Origin of the sequence: Clostridium sp. FS41, assembly GCF_000954015.1 — a bacterium.
Classification (GTDB): Bacteria; Bacillota; Clostridia; order Lachnospirales; family Lachnospiraceae; genus Enterocloster; species Enterocloster citroniae.
Genome location: NZ_JYHN01000054.1, coordinates 81,037 through 104,362, shown reverse-complemented (window position 1 = coordinate 104,362; position 23,326 = coordinate 81,037). Strand labels below are relative to the sequence as shown.

22 protein-coding genes are annotated in these 23,326 nt (G+C 49.6%); 21 read left to right on the top strand and 1 reads right to left on the bottom strand.

Annotation, left to right across the window (positions count from 1 at the left end; genetic code table 11):
- Positions 1-18: 18 nt before the first annotated feature.
- Complete coding sequence (locus tag CLFS41_RS09995; RefSeq protein WP_045092193.1) at positions 19-2,019, top strand: LCP family protein; 2,001 nt, start codon at positions 19-21, stop codon at positions 2,017-2,019.
- Positions 2,020-2,067: 48 nt separating this feature from the next.
- Here CLFS41_RS09995 and CLFS41_RS09990 read toward each other — a convergent pair whose 3' ends face one another.
- Positions 2,068-2,793: a tRNA 2-thiocytidine biosynthesis TtcA family protein gene (locus CLFS41_RS09990; protein ID WP_007864824.1), complete on the bottom strand. Its 726-nt coding sequence runs from the start codon at positions 2,791-2,793 to the stop codon at positions 2,068-2,070.
- Positions 2,794-2,917: 124 nt separating this feature from the next.
- Between CLFS41_RS09990 and CLFS41_RS09985 the strand changes: the two genes are divergently transcribed.
- The 20 genes from CLFS41_RS09985 to CLFS41_RS09890 all read left to right on the top strand — a co-directional run bounded on the left by CLFS41_RS09985 (position 2,918) and on the right by CLFS41_RS09890 (position 23,324).
- Entirely contained in the window at positions 2,918-3,175 is a 258-nt protein-coding gene (locus CLFS41_RS09985) for an HPr family phosphocarrier protein (RefSeq protein ID WP_007864823.1), read from the top strand.
- Positions 3,176-3,315: 140 nt separating this feature from the next.
- Positions 3,316-4,410: a MupG family TIM beta-alpha barrel fold protein gene (locus CLFS41_RS09980; protein WP_040416836.1), complete on the top strand. Its 1,095-nt coding sequence runs from the start codon at positions 3,316-3,318 to the stop codon at positions 4,408-4,410.
- Positions 4,411-4,437: 27 nt separating this feature from the next.
- Entirely contained in the window at positions 4,438-6,360 is a 1,923-nt protein-coding gene (locus CLFS41_RS09975) for a BglG family transcription antiterminator (RefSeq protein WP_045092192.1), read from the top strand.
- 152 nt (positions 6,361-6,512) lie between these two features.
- A complete protein-coding gene (locus CLFS41_RS09970) occupies positions 6,513-6,851 on the top strand; it encodes a PTS lactose/cellobiose transporter subunit IIA (protein WP_007864815.1) in 339 nt (112 codons plus the stop codon).
- A 58-nt stretch (positions 6,852-6,909) separates the two neighbouring features.
- Positions 6,910-7,230 (top strand): PTS sugar transporter subunit IIB, encoded by a 321-nt coding sequence (locus CLFS41_RS09965; RefSeq protein ID WP_045092191.1) that lies wholly within the window; start codon positions 6,910-6,912, stop codon positions 7,228-7,230.
- A gap of 58 nt (positions 7,231-7,288) precedes the next feature.
- Complete coding sequence (gene celB, locus CLFS41_RS09960) at positions 7,289-8,620, top strand: PTS cellobiose transporter subunit IIC (RefSeq protein ID WP_007864808.1); 1,332 nt, start codon at positions 7,289-7,291, stop codon at positions 8,618-8,620.
- Between the two features lie 58 nt (positions 8,621-8,678).
- Positions 8,679-9,203 (top strand): GrdB-related putative oxidoreductase, encoded by a 525-nt coding sequence (locus CLFS41_RS09955; protein WP_007864805.1) that lies wholly within the window; start codon positions 8,679-8,681, stop codon positions 9,201-9,203.
- Positions 9,204-9,228: 25 nt separating this feature from the next.
- On the top strand, positions 9,229-10,185 hold the full coding sequence (locus CLFS41_RS09950; protein WP_007864803.1) for a N(4)-(beta-N-acetylglucosaminyl)-L-asparaginase: 957 nt from the start codon (positions 9,229-9,231) through the stop codon (positions 10,183-10,185).
- A gap of 3 nt (positions 10,186-10,188) precedes the next feature.
- Complete coding sequence (locus CLFS41_RS09945; RefSeq protein WP_045092190.1) at positions 10,189-11,322, top strand: Sapep family Mn(2+)-dependent dipeptidase; 1,134 nt, start codon at positions 10,189-10,191, stop codon at positions 11,320-11,322.
- A 49-nt stretch (positions 11,323-11,371) separates the two neighbouring features.
- Positions 11,372-12,127, top strand: a complete 756-nt coding sequence (locus CLFS41_RS09940) for a copper homeostasis protein CutC (RefSeq protein WP_007864798.1) — start codon at positions 11,372-11,374, stop codon at positions 12,125-12,127.
- Positions 12,124-12,996: a YitT family protein gene (locus CLFS41_RS09935; protein WP_007864795.1), complete on the top strand. Its 873-nt coding sequence runs from the start codon at positions 12,124-12,126 to the stop codon at positions 12,994-12,996. Before CLFS41_RS09940 ends, CLFS41_RS09935 begins: the two co-directional genes overlap by 4 nt.
- Positions 12,997-13,257: 261 nt before the next feature.
- Positions 13,258-13,635, top strand: coding sequence for a BlaI/MecI/CopY family transcriptional regulator (locus CLFS41_RS09930; RefSeq protein ID WP_045092189.1), 378 nt, complete (start codon positions 13,258-13,260; stop codon positions 13,633-13,635).
- Entirely contained in the window at positions 13,632-15,068 is a 1,437-nt protein-coding gene (locus CLFS41_RS09925) for a M56 family metallopeptidase (protein WP_045092188.1), read from the top strand. The genes CLFS41_RS09930 and CLFS41_RS09925 overlap by 4 nt, the downstream gene beginning before the upstream one ends.
- A 302-nt stretch (positions 15,069-15,370) precedes the next feature.
- Entirely contained in the window at positions 15,371-15,934 is a 564-nt protein-coding gene (locus tag CLFS41_RS09920) for an NADAR family protein (RefSeq protein ID WP_007864787.1), read from the top strand.
- 5 nt (positions 15,935-15,939) lie between these two features.
- A complete protein-coding gene (locus CLFS41_RS09915; protein ID WP_045092187.1) occupies positions 15,940-16,860 on the top strand; it encodes an NUDIX domain-containing protein in 921 nt (306 codons plus the stop codon).
- Complete coding sequence (locus CLFS41_RS09910; RefSeq protein ID WP_045092186.1) at positions 16,861-17,715, top strand: TIGR02452 family protein; 855 nt, start codon at positions 16,861-16,863, stop codon at positions 17,713-17,715.
- Positions 17,716-17,752: 37 nt separating this feature from the next.
- Complete coding sequence (locus tag CLFS41_RS09905; RefSeq protein ID WP_045092245.1) at positions 17,753-18,511, top strand: hypothetical protein; 759 nt, start codon at positions 17,753-17,755, stop codon at positions 18,509-18,511.
- A 14-nt stretch (positions 18,512-18,525) separates the two neighbouring features.
- A complete protein-coding gene (locus CLFS41_RS09900; RefSeq protein WP_045092185.1) occupies positions 18,526-20,757 on the top strand; it encodes a DUF3160 domain-containing protein in 2,232 nt (743 codons plus the stop codon).
- Positions 20,751-21,695: a CapA family protein gene (locus CLFS41_RS09895; RefSeq protein WP_045092184.1), complete on the top strand. Its 945-nt coding sequence runs from the start codon at positions 20,751-20,753 to the stop codon at positions 21,693-21,695. The genes CLFS41_RS09900 and CLFS41_RS09895 overlap by 7 nt, the downstream gene beginning before the upstream one ends.
- A 555-nt stretch (positions 21,696-22,250) precedes the next feature.
- Positions 22,251-23,324, top strand: a complete 1,074-nt coding sequence (locus CLFS41_RS09890) for an RNA ligase RtcB family protein (protein WP_045092183.1) — start codon at positions 22,251-22,253, stop codon at positions 23,322-23,324.
- Positions 23,325-23,326: the final 2 nt, after the last annotated feature.

The window sequence follows — 23,326 nt, the reverse complement described above, 5'->3', positions numbered from 1 at the left end:
TAAATGAGGTGTTTTACCATGAATTACAATGATAATGATGATGAATTGGAACGCATGCGGGCCAGAAGCACCAGAGGACCAAGGCGCTCCACCGGAAGACCGAACCCTTCCGCGGGCAGGTCTAACCCATCTGTCGGGAGATCCGGCTTATCCTCAGCCCGTCCGGCTTCCCCTGATCGGTCCGCTGCAGGAGCCGGCTTACGGGACAATTATGATGATGAATATTATTTTGATGAGGAGTTTGGCGAGGAGGAATATGGAGGGCGGAACCGGCGGCAGGGGGATTTTGACGTTACCAACAGCCGCGGGGGATATGAAAATGATGAGTACGGTTACTTGGATGATGAGTTTTATGATGCATCTGAGGGCAGAACCGGAAACAGCAGAACCGGAAACAGCAGGAACGGGAACAACAGGACAGGAAATACCAGGGCGGGAGGACAGGCCGGTGCCGCTTCCAAAGCCCATTCGGCGCACACGGGAAGAAGGCCTTCCGGCAGCCCTTCCTCCAAGACACAAAAACAATCACGGAAAACATCTCAATCCTCCAAATCCGGACAGCGGACCCGTTACCAGGATGAGGATGACTTTTATGCAGACAGCAACGGAAGGAACAGAGACGCCTCCAGGCGTCCAGGTCAGGGACAGATGGCAAAAAGACGTAAAAAGAAAAGCTGGAAGGGAATCCTGCTCATACTGCTTGCAGCAGTCATTGGCTATGGAGCATGGCTTTTCCTCCACAGACCCACAGGGATTTGGAATGTGGCTGTATTTGGCGTGGACAGCAGGGACGGCAATACAAAAAACGCCCTGGCGGACGTGCAGATGATCTGCAGCATCAACCGCTCCACCGGAGAGATCAAGCTGGTCAGTGTGTACAGGGATACCTATCTCAAGATCAATTCAGAGGGCACTTATCATAAGATCAATGAGGCATATTTTAAAGGGGGACAGAAGCAGGCGGTCGCTGCCTTGGAAGAAAATCTGGATCTTAAGATCGATGACTATGCCACCTTTAACTGGAAGTCCGTGGCTGAGGCCATCAATATACTGGGCGGCGTGGATATCGATATCACCGATGCGGAGTTCAAATACATCAACGGCTTTATCACGGAAACGGTCAATTCCACCGGAATCGGTTCTGTCCAGCTCTCAGCGCCCGGCCCCAATCATCTGGACGGGGTACAGGCAGTTGCTTACAGCCGCCTCCGCCTGATGGACACGGATTTCCAGAGAACCGAACGCCAGAGAAAAGTTGTGATGCTGGCCCTTGAAAAGGCAAAGCAGGCTGATGTATCCACCCTTACCTCCCTTGCCACCTATCTGATCCCGCAGATTTCCACCAGCGTGGGGCCGGATGACGTACTTCCCCTGGTAAAGGATATCAACAAATACCATATTGGCGAAACAGCAGGCTTCCCCTTCTCCAGGCAGACCAAACGTGTAGGGAAAATGGACTGCGTCATCCCCACTACCCTGGAGAGCAACGTTGTCCTGCTCCATAAGTTCCTGTACGGAGAGGAGACAAGCTATAGCCCATCCTCAGCAGTAAAGAAGATCAGCGCACATATCTCCGAGGAGACAGGCCTCTATGAAGAGGGTAAGGCTGCACCTTCCGGCGGCAGTTCAGGCGGTTCCTCCGGCGGACAGACACCGGCTCAGACAGCACCGGCTCAGACGCCTGCACCGGAGACAACAGCTCCCGAGGAAAGTACCCAGGAGAGCGTGGAGGAGACAACGCAGGAGGAGACAGAACCCACGGAAGAAGAAACAGAGGAAACCCAGGAGATCGGTCCGGGGATCACTAAGCCGCACCAGGAGCCGGACAGAGACAATGAAGAGACAAAGGAATCCGACAAAGGCCCGGGAGCCGGGGAGCATACAAAACCGGCTGAAAAGCCAACCTCCGCCCCCACCACAGAAGCGCCCGATACGCCGGGTCCGGGAACCGGCGGTCCGGGCTCTGCACCTTCTGATCCCGGTACAACAGGTCCGGGAGAAGCAGGCCCGGGAGTCTGATAACTTCCACAGTGAGCCCATCATAAATCATAAAACCGGCCTCAGGCATTATTTCAACGCCTGGGGCCATCCTTTTATATTCCCGTCCAAAATGGCATGGAACAGGCAATCCTTCAGATGGGGATTGTCCTGCTGCAGGTCCTGAATCAGCTCCTTAACATACTGCCTTTTGGTATATCCGTCCATGGGGCAGGGATTCTTGCACACGGGAAGCTGGTACTTATTCCGGAACCCGATCACATCCGCTTCCGTCACAAACAAAAGCGGCCTGATCACGGTCAGATCCATCCGATCCAGATATGTATAAGGGGAAAAGGAGTGGAAACGGCCCTCATAAAACAATGACATCAGCATTGTCTCGATCACATCATCCCTGTGGTGTGCGTATGCGATCTTATTGCAGCCCAGCTCCTTGGCCTTTTCATTAAACGCACCTTTGCGCATCTTGGCGCAGAGAGAGCAGGGATTGGACTCTTTGCGTATCTCAAACAGTACTTTTCCAATCTCCGTGGGAATCACAGTATAGGGGATCCCAAACTCCCGGCATAATTCCCTGACCGGCTCCAAATTCATGTTTCCCAGTCCCAAATCCACGGTAATGGCCTGCAGTTCATATTTCTTTGGGTAAAACCTCTGCAAATGGTGAAGTGCATACAACAGAGTCAGGCTGTCCTTTCCACCGGACACGCCCACGGCGATCCGATCCCCATCCTGAATCAGTCCATATTGGTCCAGCGCCTGCCTGGTCAGGCTCAGCAATCTTTGAAGTTTCATTCTATTAGTTTCCTTCCATCATCTAAATTCCAATGATAGTATTTTAACCATCTACACACCCGGTTGTCAAGAAATCTTAACTATGTTAAAATGGGGGGAGGAATAAACAAAGGATGATGATGATATGATAAGCTATAAATACGTTGTTTCAGACAAACAGGGACTTCATGCAACCAATGCCATGAGCCTGTGCAGGGCTGCCTCCGACTATGAGAGCAGCATAACCCTGAAAGGGGAACGAAAGAGTGCCGACTGCAAGAATGTACTTGCGCTGATGAGTCTGGGCGCCCGTCAGGGAGAGTGCCTGGAGTTACTGGTGGAGGGACCGGACGAAGATCAGGCGGCCGGTTTTCTGCAGGGACTGATGCGTACGATTTTATGATCCACGCACACGATTTTGTGATTTCCTAACTGCTAGGAAATATCTTTACCCCTTTTTTCCATATGGATGGGTTATATTGATAACAGCATATTGGATCCGGCTGCAGGACAGCCAACTTAATGAAAGAGGGGTATATATTTATGGCAAGATTAGGTATCTCCGTTTATCCGGAGCATTCCACAGCGGAACGCGACCAGGCGTATATAAGAAAGGCAGGGAGTCTTGGGTACAAGAGGATCTTCACCTGCCTGTTAAGCGTGGGAGATAAGAGCAGGGAACAGGTAGTCAGTGAATTCCGTCTTCTGGCGGATACGGCCCATGAGTGCGGCATGGAGATCATCCCTGACGTAAGCCCGGCGGTATTTTCCAAAATGGGGATCTCCTATGAGGATCTGTCTGTCTTCCAGGACATGCATGTGGATGGGATCCGTCTGGACGAGGGTTTTGACGGCATGAAGGAAAGCCTGATGACCTATAATCCCCAGGGGCTGAAGATTGAATTGAATGCCAGCACCCAGCTGGTTTACGTGGAAAACATCATGGACCACCACCCTGACCGGTCCAAACTGGTCACATGCCACAATTTCTATCCCCAGCAATATTCCGGACTGAGTCTGGAACATTTTAACAAATGCAATGAAAAGATGAAATCCATGTATCTTCCGGTTGCCGCCTTTATTTCCAGCAACAATGAAGGCACCTATGGTCCCTGGCCGGTCAATGAAGGGCTCTGTACGCTGGAGATGCACCGCGGCCTGCCCATCGGCTTCCAGGCCCGCCACCTGTTTGCCACAGGAATGGTGGATGATGTCCTTATTGCCAATGCATACGCCTCGGCTGAGGAGCTTGAGGCATGCGCGGCCGTGAATCCCAGCATCCTCACATTCGGGCTGGTTTTAGAAAAGGAACTGACCCGGACAGAGCAGAAGATCCTGGACTACGAGCCAAAGCACGTGGTCCGCGGTGATATGAGCGAATATATGATACGCTCTACCTGGCCCAGGGTAACCTTTGCGGATGAGTCCATCCCGGCTGCCAACACACGGGATTTAAAGCGGGGTGATGTGGTCATCCTCAATGACGGCTACCTGAAATATAAGGGGGAACTGCACATTGTATTAAAAGATATGCCCAATGACGGACGTAAAAATGTCATCGGCCACCTGCCGGAATATGAGCATGTCCTGCTGAATTATGTGGAGCCTTGGAAGGTGTTTGCTTTCTGTAAGGCATGACAAGAAAAACAGATAAGGAGTTAAACCATGCAGAACAAAAGACAGGAACAGCTGCTATCCATACTTTCTGAACGGGGGGACTGGATGACCAGCCGGCAGCTGGCCGGCCTTCTGCAGGTTTCAGACAGGACCATCCGCTCTGATGTGGAGTCCATCAATAAACGGATAACCCCGGCGCCCATTGAATCCAATGTGCGCCAGGGTTATCGTGTTATGGAGGGAGCACAAGACTGCCTGCCTGAAGCAGATAAACAAGGCCATGAATCAGACGTCCCCCAGACACCCGGGGCACGATGTGTATACATCATACAAAAACTGCTGTTTGATACAAAGGAATTGAACCTGGTATCTCTCCAGGATCAGATCTTTGTCAGCGGTTATTCCATTGACAATGACCTAAAGCGCATACGGAAAATGCTGGAGCCCTATTCAAACCTGAAACTGGTCCGGAACAAGGAATGCATTTCCCTGAAAGGGGACGAGGCCAGCAAACGGCGTTTTTACCGCGACCTGCTGGTAGCTGAGGTCCAGGAGAATTTTCTCAACATGAACCTGCTGGCCGGTCTTTACAAAAGCTTTGACCTTCTTGCGGTCAAGGATATATTCGTGGATGTGCTGGAGGAGTATGACTACTCCATCCATGAGTCCATGTTTCCCATGGTCATGCTGCATGCGGGCACCAGCCTTGAACGCATGAACTGTTCCAACTATGTGAATATGGAAAATGGAAACCAGGGGCTTAAGGATACCATTGAATACCAGATCTCCCAGACCTTCTTTGACCGCATATCCAAACGGCTCCACATAACGGTCCACGATGGGGAGGTGGGCATGTTTGCCCTGGTCATCATGGGTAAGCGGGCTTCCAACTACACCAGTGATTTTGTAAACTTTGAGGGGAAATGGCTGAATACAAAGAAGCTGGTCACCGAAGCCCTGGAGGGGATCTATTCCCTGTTCGGCCTGGACTTTCGGGAGGACGGAGACCTGATCGCCGGGCTTAAAATGCATATCCACGGCCTCATAGACCGCGTAAAGGCCAAAGCCCATATGCAGGATGTGTTTGTGGAGGAGATCAAGCGCAAGTATCCCCTGGTATTTGACATGGGTATCTATGTGGTGGAACAGCTGGAAGAAAAACTGGGCGCCCCCATATCCGAGGTGGAATCCTGTTACATTGCCCTTCACCTGGGGGCTGCCAGCGAGCGCATCAACAGTGCGGGAAAGTACAGGACCATCATGATCATCCCACACAACCAGTCATTTTCTGATATGTGTGTGAAGAAGATATCGGAAATGTTCCGGGAGAGGATGGAAGTGGTGGGGATTTTCCGCTATTTTGAAGAAGAGACAGCTTCCTCCCTGGACCCTGACCTGATACTGACCACATTTCCGCTGGAGCACAAACTGGATGTGCCAACAGTCCCCATCAACCTGTTTGTGGATTCAGAGACGGAATCCAGTATCCTCCAGGCTATCAATAAGCTGGACAAAAAACGGTTTCAGCTGGAATTCACATCCCATATCGGCAGCCTGATACGCAAGGAACATTTTCATGAAAATGTAACACTTGAGACACCGGAGGAAATTATATGCCTATTGTGCCGCGGCCTGGAAAAGGAAGGCATTGTGGAACCGGATTTTAAGGATATCGTTCTTAAAAGGGAGCAGATGTCACCGACTTCCTTTGTGAATGCCTTTGCAATTCCTCATGCTTTTGGGGCATTTGCCAGCAATTCCACCATTGCGGTAGCCCAGCTTAGGAACACGGTGCGCTGGGGGAACTTTGACGTGGGCCTGGTCATGCTTTTTGCCATCAATGAAGGAGATGAGAGGATGATCAAGATCTTCTTTGACTGGGTCAGCAATGTGGTGAATCATCCCGAGGAGCTGGCAAAATTAGTGTCATCCTGCACCTATGAGGAATTTATTGACAAAATAATGGGTTGAATTTCCTAACAGCTAGGAAATCCGATTAATGAAAAAAACTGAATAAAGGCCTTATAATAAAGGCAACTTAATAAGAGATGCAGCAAACAGACCGTTTTGTTGCATTTTCTCATTTACGATTTTAAGCAAAACAGCAAACAGGAGGTAGCACTATGGTAGAGGGATTAGAGATGACATGCTTTCAGATCATATCCAATGTGGGAGCGGCGCGTTCCAGTTACATTGAAGGGATCCAGAAAGCAAAAGCAGGGGATTTTGACGGGGCAAGGAAATGCATCGAGGAAGGGCAGAAGCTGTTCCTGGTGGGACATGAAGCACATTTTGAACTGATACAAAAGGAAGCCCAGGGCGTGGAGGTAGGCGGCTCACTGATCCTGGTCCATGCGGAAGACCAGCTGATGAGTGCGGAAAGCTTTAAGATCATTGCCGAGGAAATGATTGCAAGCTACGAGCGCATCATTGAACTGGAAAACAAGCTGGAAAATAAATAATCATTAAAAACAAAAAAACAACCATAATAAAGAATGAGAACATAAGGAGGATTTTACAATGAAACGTGTATATTTATTCTGCAGCGCAGGTATGTCGACCAGTATGCTGGCAAGCAAAATGCAGGGTGTTGCCAACTCCCATGACCTTCCCATCGAGGTAGAGGCATTTCCGGACGGCAAGATTGGTCAGATCATTGACGAGAAGCACCCTGACGTCATCCTGTTAGGGCCCCAGGTTAAATACCGCTATGCGGAGATCGTTGAAAAATACGGCAGCTCAGGTATCCCCATCCAAGTGATCGACCAGACAGATTATGGAATGATGAACGGCGAAAAAGTTCTCAAATCAGCGATCAAGCTGATGAAGTCAGCGAAATAGAGAATAGCAGAGCGCCCAGGCGTATTGAACAAAATATCTGATATGGGGGAAATAGAAAATGTTAAGTAAGTTAGAGTCCGTACTCATGCCTTTGGCAGAGAAAATCGGTAAGAACAAGTATCTGATCGCTGTCCGTGACGGCTTCCTGTTATCCATGCCACTGTTGATTGTAGGTTCCTTCTTCCTGCTGATCGCCAACTTCCCAATCCCGGGCTGGAGCAGCTTCTGGGCCAGGTTCTTTGGAGAGAACTGGACCTCCTACTTCTCAAAGCCAACAGACGCCACCTTTACCATTATGGCAATCCTGGCCGTGATCGGTATCGGCTATTCCTTTGCGGAACAGATGAACGTGGATAAACTGTTCGGCGCAGCGATCGCCATGGTGTGCTGGTTCCTGATCATGCCTTACGAGATACTGTCCGGCGACACAACAGTAACCGGCATCCCTCTGGGATGGGTTGGTTCCAAGGGAATCTTCGTAGGCATCATTGTAGCCTTCCTTTCCGTGCATATCTATGCATGGGTTAATAAAAAGGGCTGGGTCATTAAAATGCCGGACGGAGTGCCGCCCACCGTTTCCAAGTCCTTCTCAGCCCTGATCCCCGCCGGTGTGGCAGTCCTGGTGTTCTTTGTCATCAACATTGTATTTGCCATGACTCCATATGGGGATGCATTTACCTTTATCTTTACCATCCTTCAGACACCGTTACTGAGACTGGGGAACACGCTTCCGGCCATGGTGATCGCTTATATATTCCTGCATTTTTTCTGGTTCTTTGGAGTAAACGGCGGTTCCGTAGTAGGCGCTGTGTTCAACCCGATCCTGCAGACCCTGTCCGCAGACAACCTGGCGGCCTTCCAGGCAGGCCAGCCGCTGCCAAATATTATTTCCCAGCAGTTCCAGGACCTGTTCGCCACCTTTGGCGGCTGCGGTTCCACCTTGTCACTGCTCATCGCCATGCTGTTATTCTGCCACTCCAAACGTATTAAAGAGCTTGGCAAGCTGGCATTTATCCCCGGTGTGTTCGGTATCAATGAACCCATTGTATTCGGCCTTCCCATTGTGCTGAACCCCATGATCCTCATTCCGTTCATGCTGGTGCCGACCATTAACATTGTTATTTCCTATGTCTGCATGAGCATCGGCCTGGTTCCTCTCTGTTCCGGCGTTGCAATCCCCTGGACCATGCCGGTTGTGCTTTCCGGTTTCCTGGCAACAGGATGGCAGGGCGCCGTGCTCCAGCTGCTGCTTCTGATCCTGGGCGTATTCATCTACATGCCGTTTATTAAAATGATGGATAAACAGTATCTGGCTGATGAAGCCAAAGCTGCTGAAAGCAAAGATGATGATGATATTGATTTTGACGACCTTTCCTTTGATGACCTGTAAAACCAGCGGGGCCTGTACCTTTTGTGCAGGCCCATTATAAAAACAAGAGGTGTATAATATGAAGATAATTATGATATATGATCAGATCCAGTCAGGACTTGGAACAAAGGACGATACCATGGTTCCCCTTACAGGGAAAAAGGAACCCATCGGCCCGGCGGTCATGATGGAACCCTTCTTAAAGCAGGTGGACGGACACGTGGCAGCATGCCTGTGCTGCGGCAACGGCACCTATCTTGCCAATCCGGAGGAAGTGAGCCGCAAGCTCTGCGCCATGGTAAATAAACTTCAGCCGGATGTGGTCATGTGCGGACCGGCATTCAATTATGCGGACTACGCGGCCATGTGTGCAAAGGTTGCCTGTGACATCAACGCAACCACCAATGCAAAGGCCTTTGCAGCCATGTCAGCGGAAAACGCGGACACCATTGCGGCATATAAGGATAAGGTGGCCATTGTGGAAACGCCAAAAAAGGGCGGAATGGGCTTAAACGATGCCTTGAAAAACATGTGCGCCATGGCCAAGGCCCTGGCTGACGGGGAAGACATAACCGGACTTAAGAATACATTCTGTTTTAAATAATTCATTGGATAAGGAGGAATCTGTCATGTGGGGAATGATCGCAACCTGGCGTATGGCCGTGGAAGGGATTACAAAGGGCGCCCAGCTTTTAAAGGACGGAAAGGACGCGGGGGATGCCATTGAGACAGCCATCCGTGAGGTGGAGGATTTTCCATACTATAAGTCCGTGGGATATGGAGGACTTCCAAACGAGGAGATGGAAGTGGAGATGGACGCCGCGTTTATGGACGGGGACACACTGGATATCGGTGCAGTGGCGGCGATCAAGGATTTTGCCAACCCTGTTTCCATTGCAAGGCGTTTAAGCCATGAAAAGGTCAACAGCCTGCTGGTGGCTGAGGGCGCTGAGAAGTTTGCCCACAAGGAAGGCTTTGAGCGCAAGAACATGCTGACCGACCGCGCCAAGGCACACTACCGCAAGCGGGTCAAGGAAGTGGCCGCCATGGAGATCAAACCTTACTCCGGACACGACACCGTGGGAATGGCCTGCCTGGATACCACAGGCAAAATGACTGCCGCCACCTCCACCAGCGGTCTTTTTATGAAGAAAAAGGGGCGGGTGGGAGATTCCCCTATCTCAGGCTCCGGATTTTATGCGGACAGCAAGCGGGGGGCTGCCAGCGCAACCGGACTGGGGGAAGACCTGATGAAGGGCTGCATTTCCTATGAGATCGTAAGGCTCATGGGTGAGGGCATGCATCCCCAGGAGGCATGTGAGACAGCTGTGAATAAGCTGGACGCGGAGCTGAAGGAGAGAAGGGGCCAGGCCGGAGACCTATCCCTGATCGCCATGAATCCCAAGGGTGAATGGGGCGTTGCCACCAACATTGAGGGATTTTCCTTTGCGGTCGTCACGGAAAACCAGGAACCCACCGTTTATCTGGTGACCCGGGGCCAGGACGGACACTGTACCTTTGAAACCGCTTCCCAGGAGTGGATGGAACATTACATGAAGACGCGTATGGCGCCTGTCGAGGAATAAAACATGGGGTTGAATTTAGGCTTGGATCAGAGTATTATAGAAGCCGTGGACAGCTTTAAGGATGAAATGATCCAAAGTATCCTTGAGCTGGTACGGATCGACAGCGTGGAGGGGGAGGCATCAGAGGATGCCCCTTTCGGCCACGGCGTAAAGCAGGCGCTTTTAAGGGCGCTGGATATCGGCGGACGCCTGGGCTTTGACACTGTGAATCTTGACAACCGCATCGGCTATGCCCAGTATGGCAGGGGAGAAGACAGTTACGTCTGCGCCATAGGGCATGTGGATGTGGTTCCGGCGGGGGAGGGCTGGAAGCAGCCGCCCTTTAGCGGATACATGGAGAACGGAACCATTTACAGCAGGGGAGTATTGGATAATAAAGGGCCTGTGCTGGCCTGCCTTTACGGTCTGGCAGCCCTTAAAAAGCTGGGTCTCACGCTAAAGCATCCGGTGAGGATCATCTTTGGCTGTGACGAAGAAACAGGCTTTGAGGATTTAAAGTATTACCTCACAAAGGAAAATCCCCCCATCTATGGATTTACACCGGATTGCAAATATCCGGTGGTATACAGTGAACGGGGACGGGCCGTTGTCCGGATCTTAGGTAAAAAAGACTGTCTGCAGCCATTTTTTAAATTTGTGAACCAGTATTTTATCGGGGCGAAAAATACAGGGGACCGGCTGGGCATTGACTTTTTCCACGAGGAATATGGGACCATGGAAATGCGCGGTTATAAGCTGGGATGCGCGGATGAAACGGTCAGCTTTGACGTGACACTCAGCTATCCGGGCGGTTTTTCCATTGGACAGGTCATGGAAAAAATCGGAGAGAAAGTGTCGGACTCAGGGCTTCACACAGAGCTGTTGACCAACTATGATCCGGTTATATTTGAAAAGGACAGCCCTATGGTAAAGGCGCTTCAGGAAAGCTACGAGATCGTAACAGGCCGGGACGGTACGCCGGTCACCACCACAGGCGGGACCTATGCAAAGGGGATGCCGGGGATCGTGCCCTTTGGTCCAAGCTTTCCGGGACAAAAGGGGATCGGCCATAATCCCAATGAATGGATGACCGTGGAGGACCTGATCTCTAATGCCAGGATATATGCATTGGCACTGTACCGTCTGGGACAGCTGTAAGAGGCCGCCATACCAATGAATCAGATTCAGATGGAAAGGAACAGAAACTATGTTGGAAATATGCTGCGGCAGCTACTATGATGCGGTTCAGGCCGCTTGTGGGGGCGCCAAGAGGATTGAGTTAAACAGCGGGCTGCATCTGGGCGGGCTTACCCCTTCCCTGGGCACCCTGGAGCTTGTGAAGGAGCACTGCGCTGTGAAAACAGTGGCAATGGTACGTCCCAGAGGCGGCGGATTCTGCTACTGCAGAGAGGACTTTGAAGTAATGGAAATGGATACCGGTCTTCTGGTCCGCCATGGCGCGGACGGGATTGCCTTCGGCTGTCTGAACCCGGATGGCACCATTAACCGGGCACAGAATGAACGGCTGATCTCCATCATCCATGAATACGGGAAGGAGGCCGTGTTCCACAGGGCCTTTGACTGTACGGAAGATCCCTACCAATCCATGGAGATCCTCATTGACATGGGGGTTGACCGGGTGCTTACCAGCGGACTTAAGGCCAAGGCAGCAGAGGGGGCAGCTCTTTTAAAGGAACTGCAGGCCATGTACGGAGACAGGATTGAGATCCTGGCAGGCAGCGGCATCAATGCAGGCAATGCCAGAAAACTGATGGAGGATACCGGCCTCACCCAGGTGCACAGTTCCTGTAAGGACTGGGTAAAAGATCCTACCACCATTGTGAACAATGTTTCCTATGCCTTTGGACCCGCGCCCAACGAGGACGCCTATGACGTGGTTTCAAAAGAGCTGGTGCGCAAACTGCTCATAAGTATAGGAGAGGCAGAGGAGACAGTGCTATGATTGCCAAATACAAGAAAAACATCATGGTGCGCAGGCTTATAACCATTGCGGCGGTTGTTGTCTCCGCACTGCTTCAGACCTATGTGATACAGGCATTTATCCGGCCTGCCAACCTTTTGTCCAGCGGTTTTACCGGCGTGGCAATCCTGATTGACAGGATTGCCTCTTTATATGGGCATAATATCTCCACATCCCTTGGAATGCTGGTCCTCAACATACCGGTGGCTTTTTTGTGCAGCAAAAGCATCAGTATGCGTTTCACCTTTTATTCTATGCTGCAGGTATTCCTTGCCAGTTTTTTCCTGAAGGTATGCCACTTTGAACCACTGTTTAACGATGTGCTTCTGGATGTGGTGTTCGGCGGCTTCCTGTACGGGCTCGCCATTGCCATTGCACTGCGCGGAAATGCCTCCACCGGCGGCACTGACTTTATTGCACTTTATGTGTCCAACAAGACCGGGAAATCCATTTGGGAGTATGTGTTTGCAGGCAACTGCGTTATCCTGTGCATTTTCGGGTATATGTTCGGATGGCTTTATGCCGGGTATTCCATCCTGTTCCAGTTTGTCTCCACCAAGGCCATTTCCGCCTTCCATCACAGGTATGAGCGGGTAACCCTGCAGATCACCACCACCCATGCGGAGGATGTGATCAAGGCTTACGTAAAAGAGTACAGGCACGGCATATCCTGTGTGGACGCTGTGGGAGGCTACAGCCACAGCAAAATGTATCTGCTCCACACAGTGGTTTCCTCCTATGAAGTGAATGATATCGTTCATCTGATGCGGGAGCAGGATCCGCATGTGATCGTAAATATGATCAAGACCGAGAATTTCTACGGCGGGTTTTACCAGGCGCCTATTGAATAAGGATGAATTGTTTCAATCCATTTTTTGACCTTTTTTTCATTCCACCTTTCCGGCAGCAATCCTTTTAATTTCTAATTCACTGCTCTTAAACATCTTTGTGATTGCTGCTGAGATAATTCTATCATTTCAAAGTGTATTTCTACAGAGTTTCCCAATCATTTATTTGATCCCATTTTATTGATTCCTCTTGCCATATGGAGTACAAAATGTTATCATACTATTTAGAGTACATATTGTAATCCAATTTGGAGGTGGGATGCAATGCAGCAGATATCAAATTGTGAATTAGAACTTATGAAAATAATCTGGGGCAGCAAAGGAAAAGCTTTGTACGCGGACCTTGTAAAAGCACTGGAGGAGAAGGGCACTCCCTGGACTAAAAACACGATCATCACCTTATGCTCAAGGTTAGTTGACAAGGGATTTTTGAAAACGAATAAGATAGGGCGCAGGAATGAATACACGTCTGTTATTTCCGAGGCAGAGTATCAAGCCACACAGACCCAGGATTTTCTCGAAAAGATCTATGAAGGCGATGCAAAAGGACTTGTAGCCACTCTGTTGCAAAAGGACTTGCTTTCCTGTGAGGAATACGAGGACTTAAAGCGTCATTGGGAAAGGAGCGGAGGCAGCAAATGAACGACATGCTAAAACTATGCTTGTCCCTATCCCTTTCCGGATCGATCCTTATTCTTGTCCTTTTTCTCTGCAGGCCTTTATTCAAATCAAATATGAGCAAGGTATGGCAGTATTATATTTGGCTCATTGTGATCGCCAGGCTGCTGCTCCCCTTTGCGCCGGAACACAGCCTTGTGGGAAATTTTTTTAGAAACCATGACCGCGCTGTTTTACGATCAGAAGGATCAAGGCTGCCCGGATTACATTTTGTGCCGCAAGCAGGAGATGAAGCTGCTCCAAATGATCTCCCCACTGACCCCCCAGCAGAAGAGGAGAGCTATTTCCCGTTGCGGATCATACAAGGCTGTCTTTTAACATTGGCACAAAACAGAGGCATAATCTGGCTGGCGGCCGCCCTTATGCTTCTGATCCGAAAGATCACCATTTACCAGAGTTTTATAAAATACATAAAAGCCGGTCGTTCTCCGGTTGACGACCTCCGCCTTTTAGAACAACTGGGACAGGCGGCAGAAGAAGCAAAGATCCATGGGGCGGTGGAACTATATATTAACCCCCTTATATCCTCCCCGCTGCTTATTGGCTTTTTTCACCCCTGCATCGTGCTGCCGGGAACAGATTATCCGGATTTGGACCTCCAATATACGATCAAACATGAACTGACTCACCACAAGCGGAAAGATATGTTTTACAAATGGCTTATGCAAACAACAATATGCCTGCATTGGTTTAACCCGCTTGTATATCTAATGGCGCAGGATGTCAACCGCCTATGTGAATTATCATGTGATGAAATGATCATCCGGCATTTGGACAAAAGCGCAATGAGGGACTATGGGAACACTTTGCTGGGTGCCGTAAAGACCAAAGGAAACTATCAAAACCCACTGGCTTCTGTTACATTAAATGAAAGCAGGGAATTATTAAAGGAAAGGTTGGACGCTATCATGAATTTTAAAAGACCATCTAAAATGAAAAAGATATTATCATTCCTCCTGACACTTACCATTTGTTTCGGCGGAGTATTTACCGGCGCTTACGCCGCAGTTCCTGATCAGTTACAGGGAAATGTCTCCGGACAGGAAGCTCAGTTACCGGGAAATGTCTCCGGACAGGAAGCCTCTGCAGAGGAGGCCGCCCAAAAGGAAGCCGGGGATGTAGTCATAAATTTATCCAGTAATGGACAAAACGCCATCACCAAATCAGGCAGTTTCGAGGTAAACCACAATCAGGCCTTAACTCTTGTCATCCAGTCTGATATCAAGGGAGGCACCGTTGATTTATTCCTCTTTTCACCTGACAACAAGGAACAGCGCATTACCCTTGGCGGCTCAGACGAGACTAAAACCATCGATCTTTCAGCCGGCAGATGGGCTTATAATTGCACCGGATTTTTTGAGAGCGGCAGGATCACCATTATAGGCGAAATAAAATAACCGGCAAAAAACAGGGTTATGCCGAAAAGTTAACATAAAATATTTATGTCAACTTTTTGGCGTTCCTTTATCTATCAATCCCATCTTAATGCTTTTATCTGTCATCTCACCTTTCACCTTCTACTCATTCATTTTCTGCTACATTTTACCAAATCTTCTTGACAATCAAATGGAAAGCATATATGATGTTAGTAACGAATTGTTATTAACATATTATTACTATCATTTCATCATTACCATCGCATTACTAACACCATATTACTATTACATCTATCCCGCATAATCCAAAGGAGGAGAGCGACATGGTTTACTCATTGGAAGATTTGAAAAAAGCATATAACAAAGGCCAACATTATAAATTCCTGTTTTTCTGGGGGCATACACCGGATCCCAGGGGAAGGATCACCGAGACCTGCCTGAGCCAGTGGTGGATGGCACGTTTTGAGATAGAAGGAATCACGTATTCCTGCGCGGAGCAGTTCATGATGGCGGAAAAGGCCAGGATGTTCCATGACAAGGAGATGCTTTCCCTGATCCTGGGCGCCAAACATCCCAAGGCCATGAAAGCCTATGGCCGCAGCGTCCGCAATTTTAATCAGGAAATATGGGAGAATTCGTGTTACGATATTGTGAAAAAAGCAAGCATGGCAAAATTTTCCCAGAACCGGGAACTGTGGGAATTTCTCCGTTCCACTAAAAACAGGATACTGGTGGAGGCCAGCCCAAGGGACCGCATCTGGGGTATTGGCATGGGAAAGAGTAATCCGGATGCCAAATGCCCTGTAAAGTGGAAAGGCAGCAACCTTCTGGGTTTTGCCCTGACCGAGGCCAGGGACATCCTGATGGAACAGGAAAAGGAGGGGTGACAGGAATGGGCAAAGACATTGGAATACTTGACCGGAACGGTCTGACGGAAGCCGAATTTTTAAAATCCTATGATCCCGGCCGCTATGAACGGCCTTCCGTGGCAGCGGACATGGCTATTTTCACGGTTTTGGAAGAAACAGAAGATAATTACAGGAAGCTTCCTGAGAAGGAACTGGGCATACTGCTGGTTCAGAGAGGGGTCCATCCCTATCTGGGCTCCTGGGCCCTGCCCGGCGGCTTTGTAAGGCCGGATGAGACCACGGAACAGGCTGCCAGAAGGGAACTTAGGGAAGAAACCGGGCTGGACCATGTGTATATGGAACAGCTGTATACCTTCAGTGATCCCGGGCGCGATCCCCGCACCTGGGTTATGAGCTGTTCCTATATGGCGCTGATCGACAGCTCCAAAGTCTTTATAACAGCAGGGGATGATGCGGACAATGCCCGCTGGTTCCACATATCCTTCCATCTGATGGATGAACATACGGATTATCCCGTTCCCGCGGATACGGAGGCGCCCAGAGTGATCCGTGTCCAGCATTATAAGCTGGAATTAACCGGAGGCAGTACCTGTCTTTCTTCTATCATTGAGAAATGCATTACCAAAACAGAGAACGATACCATCATTGACTACAGGATAACAGAAAACAACGGCCTGGCCTTTGACCATGCCAGGATCATCACCTATGCCCTGGAACGGCTCCGGGGAAAGGTGGAGTACAGCGGACTGGCCCTCCACCTGATGCCCTCTGAATTTACATTGACACAGCTGCAGCAGGTATATGAAGTGATTCTGGGGAAACGCCTATTAAAGGCAGCGTTCCGCAGAAAAGCAGCCTCCCTGGTGGAGGAGACGGATTCCTACACGGGGAACGAAGGCCACCGTCCATCCAGGCTGTACAGGAAAAAATGGAAGGAGATTTAAATGGACAGAAAAGCAATTGCCAGAGAAACACTGGAGATCATGAAACGGGGAACCTACGAAGCCCACGGAACGACAATTGATATTATAAAACAGCACAGGGCATCTGTTGACAACAGCCTCCTATTCACCCCGGAGCAGGCAGAGACCCTTGCAGCAACCTATGTGAAGCGGGAGCCGCCCGGCAGATTACCGGTGATGAGGACCATGAACTGCTCCACTGTGGATGCCGTTCTCCGGCTGTCACGGGAAGGGGCTGTGACCCCGGGGGTACTGAACTTTGCCAGTGCCAAGAATCCCGGAGGAGGGTTCCTAAACGGGGCAATGGCACAGGAAGAAAGCATCGCTGCTTCCAGCGGACTTTACCAGACCCTGACCAGGCACCCGGAATACTATCAGAACAACCGGAACTGCCCATCCATGATATACACCAATCACGCCATCTATTCACCTGAAGTGGTGTTTTTCCGCGATGGCCGGTTTGAACTGTTGGAGGAGCCTGTGACAGCTTCCGTGCTCACACTGCCGGCTGTCAACATGGGACAGGTAATGCAAAAGGGAGAAGATATACATAAAGGGGAAACCGCCATGTATGAACGGATGAAACTGGCCCTGGCCCTGTTCGTGCAGATGGACCACCGTCATCTCATTCTTGGGGCTTACGGGTGCGGCGTATTCCGCAATGATCCGCACAAAATAGCCTGCTGGTGGAAAGAACTGCTTATAGAATATTTTGCAGATACCTTTGACAGTGTGGTGTTTGCAGTTATGGACCGCTCTAAAAAGGGAGAGTGTCTGCGGGCATTTGAGGATATGTTTGGAGCGGATGGATCAGGCAGACCGTATGGAACACACTGACCCCGCAGTAAAACGCGATGGAGAGAGGAACTGCTATATGAAGCCCAAATTGACAGCGGCCCTGTGTCTGGCCGCGTTATTACCAGCGGCCGCAGTCACCATAGGGGCCGCAGCCATGATGGCTGCCGTTGATCACACGGCGGAAACCAATATTATTTCATGGTTTGTTGCGGATATGGACAATGATTCACTTGAAGAGCTTCTGGTTGTGGTCGGCAATGATCCAAATATGGTCCTGGATACAGGCGAAGCATACGGTGATCAAATAAAAATATATTCCGATTTTGAGATCACAGATCATAAACCAGTCGTAAAGGGAGAACCGGATCTGTCATTTGACCTCTCCGATATTAAGCCCATGAAGATACAGGCTGGGGATATCAATGGTGACGGCGTGGTGGAGATTGCCGTCTGCGTCTATAAAACTACAAAATTCCATCCGGTCCCGGCAAAACGGCCTTTTTTCTATGATCTTGCGGACGGCGGTTTGGAGCCGGTCTGGCTGGGTTCCCGGCTTTCAAGGCCCTTTGACCAATACATACTCCATGACATGGATGGGGATGGAGCGGATGAGATCATCTCCATAGAGAGGACGGAGCAAGGGGATATCTTATTTGCAGCGTACGACTGGAAGGGGTTTGGTTTTGAGGTAACAGCGGTTTCGGATGAAGTAAAGGAAGAAGCGTTTTTTTCAAATCATATAAACCATAAAGAGAAAAACATATCCGTAGCAATAGCAGGGGAGAGCTATATGCTCCGGCTGGAAAATGAAACACTTATATTAACCCAGGAGTGAGAGGAGATGAGAGGATGAATAAAAAAGCTTTATTGGTGCTGAGCATTGGAATGATACTGATATCTGTAGGCGCCTGTGCAGCTCATGAAACCAGTGAGCGGCTGAACAAAGAACCGGAACCTTCTGTGGTGGAAGAGAGCCTTCCTGAAAAGGATGGAAATGCGGACATACCCTCTGCCCCCGATCCCCAGCCCAAGGGCTCCCGGCAAGTGAAAATGAATCTGGATTTCAAACCCGGCTTTCATATTTCCAGTGAGGAATATAAACCTTTAACCATTGAGGCCAAGGTTCCCGCCTACTCACTTAATGCCGATCTGTCCAATATTGAGAACATGGACCAGTTTTCCAATCTGACCCAGGAGCAGAGGGCAATGATTTCAAAGAATGGTTTTGTGGTAACACCCACGGATTCTCAGCAGCTGTTCTACATCTATGAGGATAATACCTACAAAAAAATCCCCGGTTTTGTGACCGCGGATTCCGTTTTACAGCTCTATCACATCTTCTATGACTACTCGCTGCGTAATCTGGAAACCGAATTTTTGTGTGACGACCTGAACCGGCTTAACGAAAGCATGATAAGGGAGCTGACAAACGAATACCAGGATGCGGATAATATAGAGGTAAAGGATAGTATCCGCAAAATGCTGGGATATTTCGGAGTAGCCGGCCTGGCTCTTGGTCAAGAGCTGCCGGAGGATTTTCCGGCAGAGGCCGCAGATCTTGCAAGACAGGAATATGATCTGGTCCAGGCCGCGTCCGGGAAAGCTGCCTCCCCCATGTTCGGCTTTGATATTGAATATTCCCTTTTTAAGATAAGGGGGCACTATACCAGAAGCGATGAATTGGGGAAATACTTCCGGGCCATGAGCTGGTACGGCATTGTACCCATGCCGTTCTATGATGAAAAAGGGCAGAGGGATGAGGAATCCGCCATAAGGGCCATTGTGACCGTGATGGCTCTGTGCAAAGCACCTGCCGACAGCGGTGTGAAGCTGTGGGAAAATATCTACAGCACCACCAGCTTTTTTGCAGGAGAATCCGATGACATAACCCCTTATGAAGTTGCCCAGGCAGTCCAAACAGTCTATACAAATGAACCTGATATGAATCAAATCCCCAATAAGCTGGAGGATTTTTACCGCGAAGTGGAGCAGATGAGAAATGCGGATATCTTATGGAAGATGGAGGGGATCGTCACCCAGCCCCAGATGCGTTTTATGGGGCAGAGGTATATTCCTGATTCGGAAATCCTGCAAGAGCTGACAGAACCATACAAACGTCCCTTCCCATGTGGAATGGATGTATTTGCCGTATTCGGCTCGGAGCGTGCTGAGGAGATACTGGATGAAATCTACCAGCCGAAACAGCAGTGGGACAAATACGAGGAAAATTTCCGTAAGTTGGCGGACCAATTCCGTTCCCAGACCGTGGAGGAACAGACCGGCAATCTTTACAACGGCTGGCTGTACTGTCTGAAAAGCCTGACATCCAGAGTGGACAGCGGCTACCCCTTGTTTATGAGAAATACAGCCTGGGAGGACAAATCCCTGTCCACCGCCCTTGGAAGCTGGGCGGAAATACGTCACGATACCATACTTTACGGAAAACAGTCGGGAACAGAGTGCGGTGGTGACGAACCGCCGGAGATACTGGGATATGTGGAACCGAATCCTGAATTTTTCAACCGCCTCCTTTGGCTTACAACAGTTACAAGGGAAAATCTGTCCGACAGGGGACTTCTAAGCGACAGCATGAAGTATAAAATGCTGGACTTTGAGGATATGCTGGATTTCCTTAAAACTTGTGCCTGGAAGGAACTGAACGGTGAGGACCTGAGCCTGGAAGAACACTATTCCCTGCTGACCTACGGCGGCACGCTGGAGTATCTCAGCAGTTCCATAGCAGAGGCCAGCGACTGGTATCTGGTGGAGTCGGACACGGACAAACATATGGCCGTGATCGCTGATGTCCATACCAGTGACAGCGCCTATCTTGAGGCAGGTGTGGGAACTGCGGCTGAGATTTATGTGGCTGTGTCGCAGTATGGGAAAATTTATCTTACCAGGGGAGCTGTGTTTGATTATTATGAGTTCGTGTCCGGGGAACGGCTGACCGATGAAGAATGGCAGGAACAGCTCAAACAAAATCCGCCCCAGAGACCGCCTTTTACGGATTCATTTATGGATAAGACTTCCGGCGGGGAAGTTCCCGTGCCGGATGAACCGTATTCCACGGGATGTTAAAGCGCAGACGTTTATATTTCACACTGTTTGCCCTAATCATGGGAATGGGAGCCTTCATCCGGTTTAAGGCGGAACCGGATGAGGTCACCATTTCTATTGTGGGGGATATCATGCTTTCCAGGGGCGTACAGAAATACCTGGATGAATACGGCTATGACTATCCCTATGGAGATGTACGCCAGTGGTTTTTGAAGGATGACCTGACCATCGCAAACCTGGAGTGTCCCATTACAGAGAATGAAAATGCAGCCAACAAGGCCCGGCGTTTCCTGTTCAGGGCGGACCGGGAAAATGCCGCTTCTTTAAAACAGGCCGGATTCGACTGTATAAATCTGGCTAACAACCATTCCATGGACTACATGAGCGCCGGGCTTCATGACACCATGAAGTATCTGGATGACAGCGGCCTGGCCTATGTGGGAGCATCGGAAAATGCTTCCCTGAAACAGCCTTATATTTTTGAAAAAAACGGGATCCGGGTAGGTGTTCTGGCCTACAGCGCCCTTCCCCCGGAAGGTTTTTTCTTTCACGAGGAAAAACCCACGGTCCAATATATCAGTACCATGGATTTTTCCGGGCTGGAAGAAGATATCGCCGCTGTCCAATGTGATTTTTTAATCGTGTATTTTCACTGGGGGATTGAATACCAGCGGTATAAAAGCGATATGCAGGAACGGATTGCCAAGAAGGCCATTGACCTTGGGGCGGACTTTGTAGTGGGCGCCCATCCCCATGTGTTGCAGGAGCCGGAAATCTATAAGGACAGGTATATTTATTACAGTCTGGGAAATTTCGTGTTTGACAAACAGATTCCGCCGGGAACGGATGAAACCATGATCTTACAGATAACCGTGGGACGCCAGGGGCTGACGGGGGTAGAGGAGATCCCGCTGGTAATCCGGGAGGGGAAACCGGTATCCGGGTTACAGGGAACCTAAACCATTGACAGGCCCGCGGCCTTGCCTTACAGATATTTTTATATTATAATAAGATACATCAAACAAATGGAGAAACGGATCATGAACGCAGGTGAATTTTTTTCAAAGCTATTTGAGAATCCGGTCAATACAGTCATTACCGTACTTACCGTAGTGATCATCATTGAACTGATCAAGTATTTTAGCAACCGTAAGTAAACGAACGGCCTTAACGGCGGTATATGTACGACAGCAGAAGGGGCGGATCCATGCCGTCTTTGACTGGATACCGCCGTATTACGGTTTTTGATACCTTAACTTATCGCTATTTTGAAACAAAATAGTTGACATTTTCCATATTTCCCATTATAGTAAATTTTAGAATCAAGAAGATTTATGATCTTCATAAGCAAAGGAGTGGTTGTTATGTTGGCAAATCAGATGAATCAGGTGAAAACAAGATAACAGTGTAGATCAGACAGGGACTGGCGTACCATATGTTTTTTTACGCACGGCTTGTTGTCGTGTTTTTTTGTACCCTTTTTTACCTGTCAGCTTATGAAGGAGAATTAAGATTTGAATCAGGAAAATTGTATATTGATCAGCAGTGAGAAGAACTGGGTGGAGCAGGCGGCCAAGGACCAGCTCTGCGGCGTGGGCAGGCTGCCCGGTGTTATAAAGGCAGTGGGGCTGCCTGACCTGCATCCCGGCAAGATACCGGTTGGAATGGCTGTACTCAGCCAGGGAAGATTTTATCCCCATCTGATCGGGAATGATATTGGCTGTGGAATGAGCCTTTTTCAGTCGGAGGTCAGACAAAAGAAATTCAGAATGGATAAGTGGGTAACACGTTTAAACTCCATACGGGAGTTGGGAGACATCCCCTGTGATATTCCCTATGAGGAAAAATGCCCCTTCCGGGATTTCGGGACCATTGGCACAGGCAATCATTTTGCTGAATTCCAGTGCCTGGACCAGGTGTATGACGAAACTGCAGCAGGTAAACTGGGACTTATGGACGGAAAAGTCCTTCTCCTCATCCATTCCGGTTCCAGGGGCTATGGACAGGATATCCTTTCACGCTTTTATTCACCAGAAGGGCTGGAGGATGGGACCCCGGAGGCGGAAGCCTATCTGGCGGAACATAACAACGCTCTTTTATGGGCAGAGCGCAACCGGCTGGCGGTAGCGGCCAAGCTTTTGGATCATCTGGGTGTGGACAGCCAGGTAAAACTGTTAATGGACAGCTGCCACAATTATGTGGAGCAGACCAAAGAGGGATGGCTTCACAGGAAGGGCAGCGTATCAGCCGGACACCGGGCCGTGGTTATTCCAGGTTCCAGGGGAAGCCTGACCTACGTGTGTGTACCCGGAAAGGACACAGGCCTATCCCTGAACTCCCTTTCCCATGGAGCAGGGCGCAAATGGGCACGCAGTATCTGCAAAAGCAGGATTGACCGAATGTATGACCGCAATTCTATACGAAGCACAAAGTATAAAAGCCAGGTGGTGTGCCATGACACCAATCTATTGTTTGCAGAGGCGCCCGAGGCGTATAAGAACGTGGAACAGGTGATCGGATCACTGCAGGAATACGGACTGATCCATGTGGCAGCCACACTGCGTCCCCTGATCACATTTAAAGGGTAGGT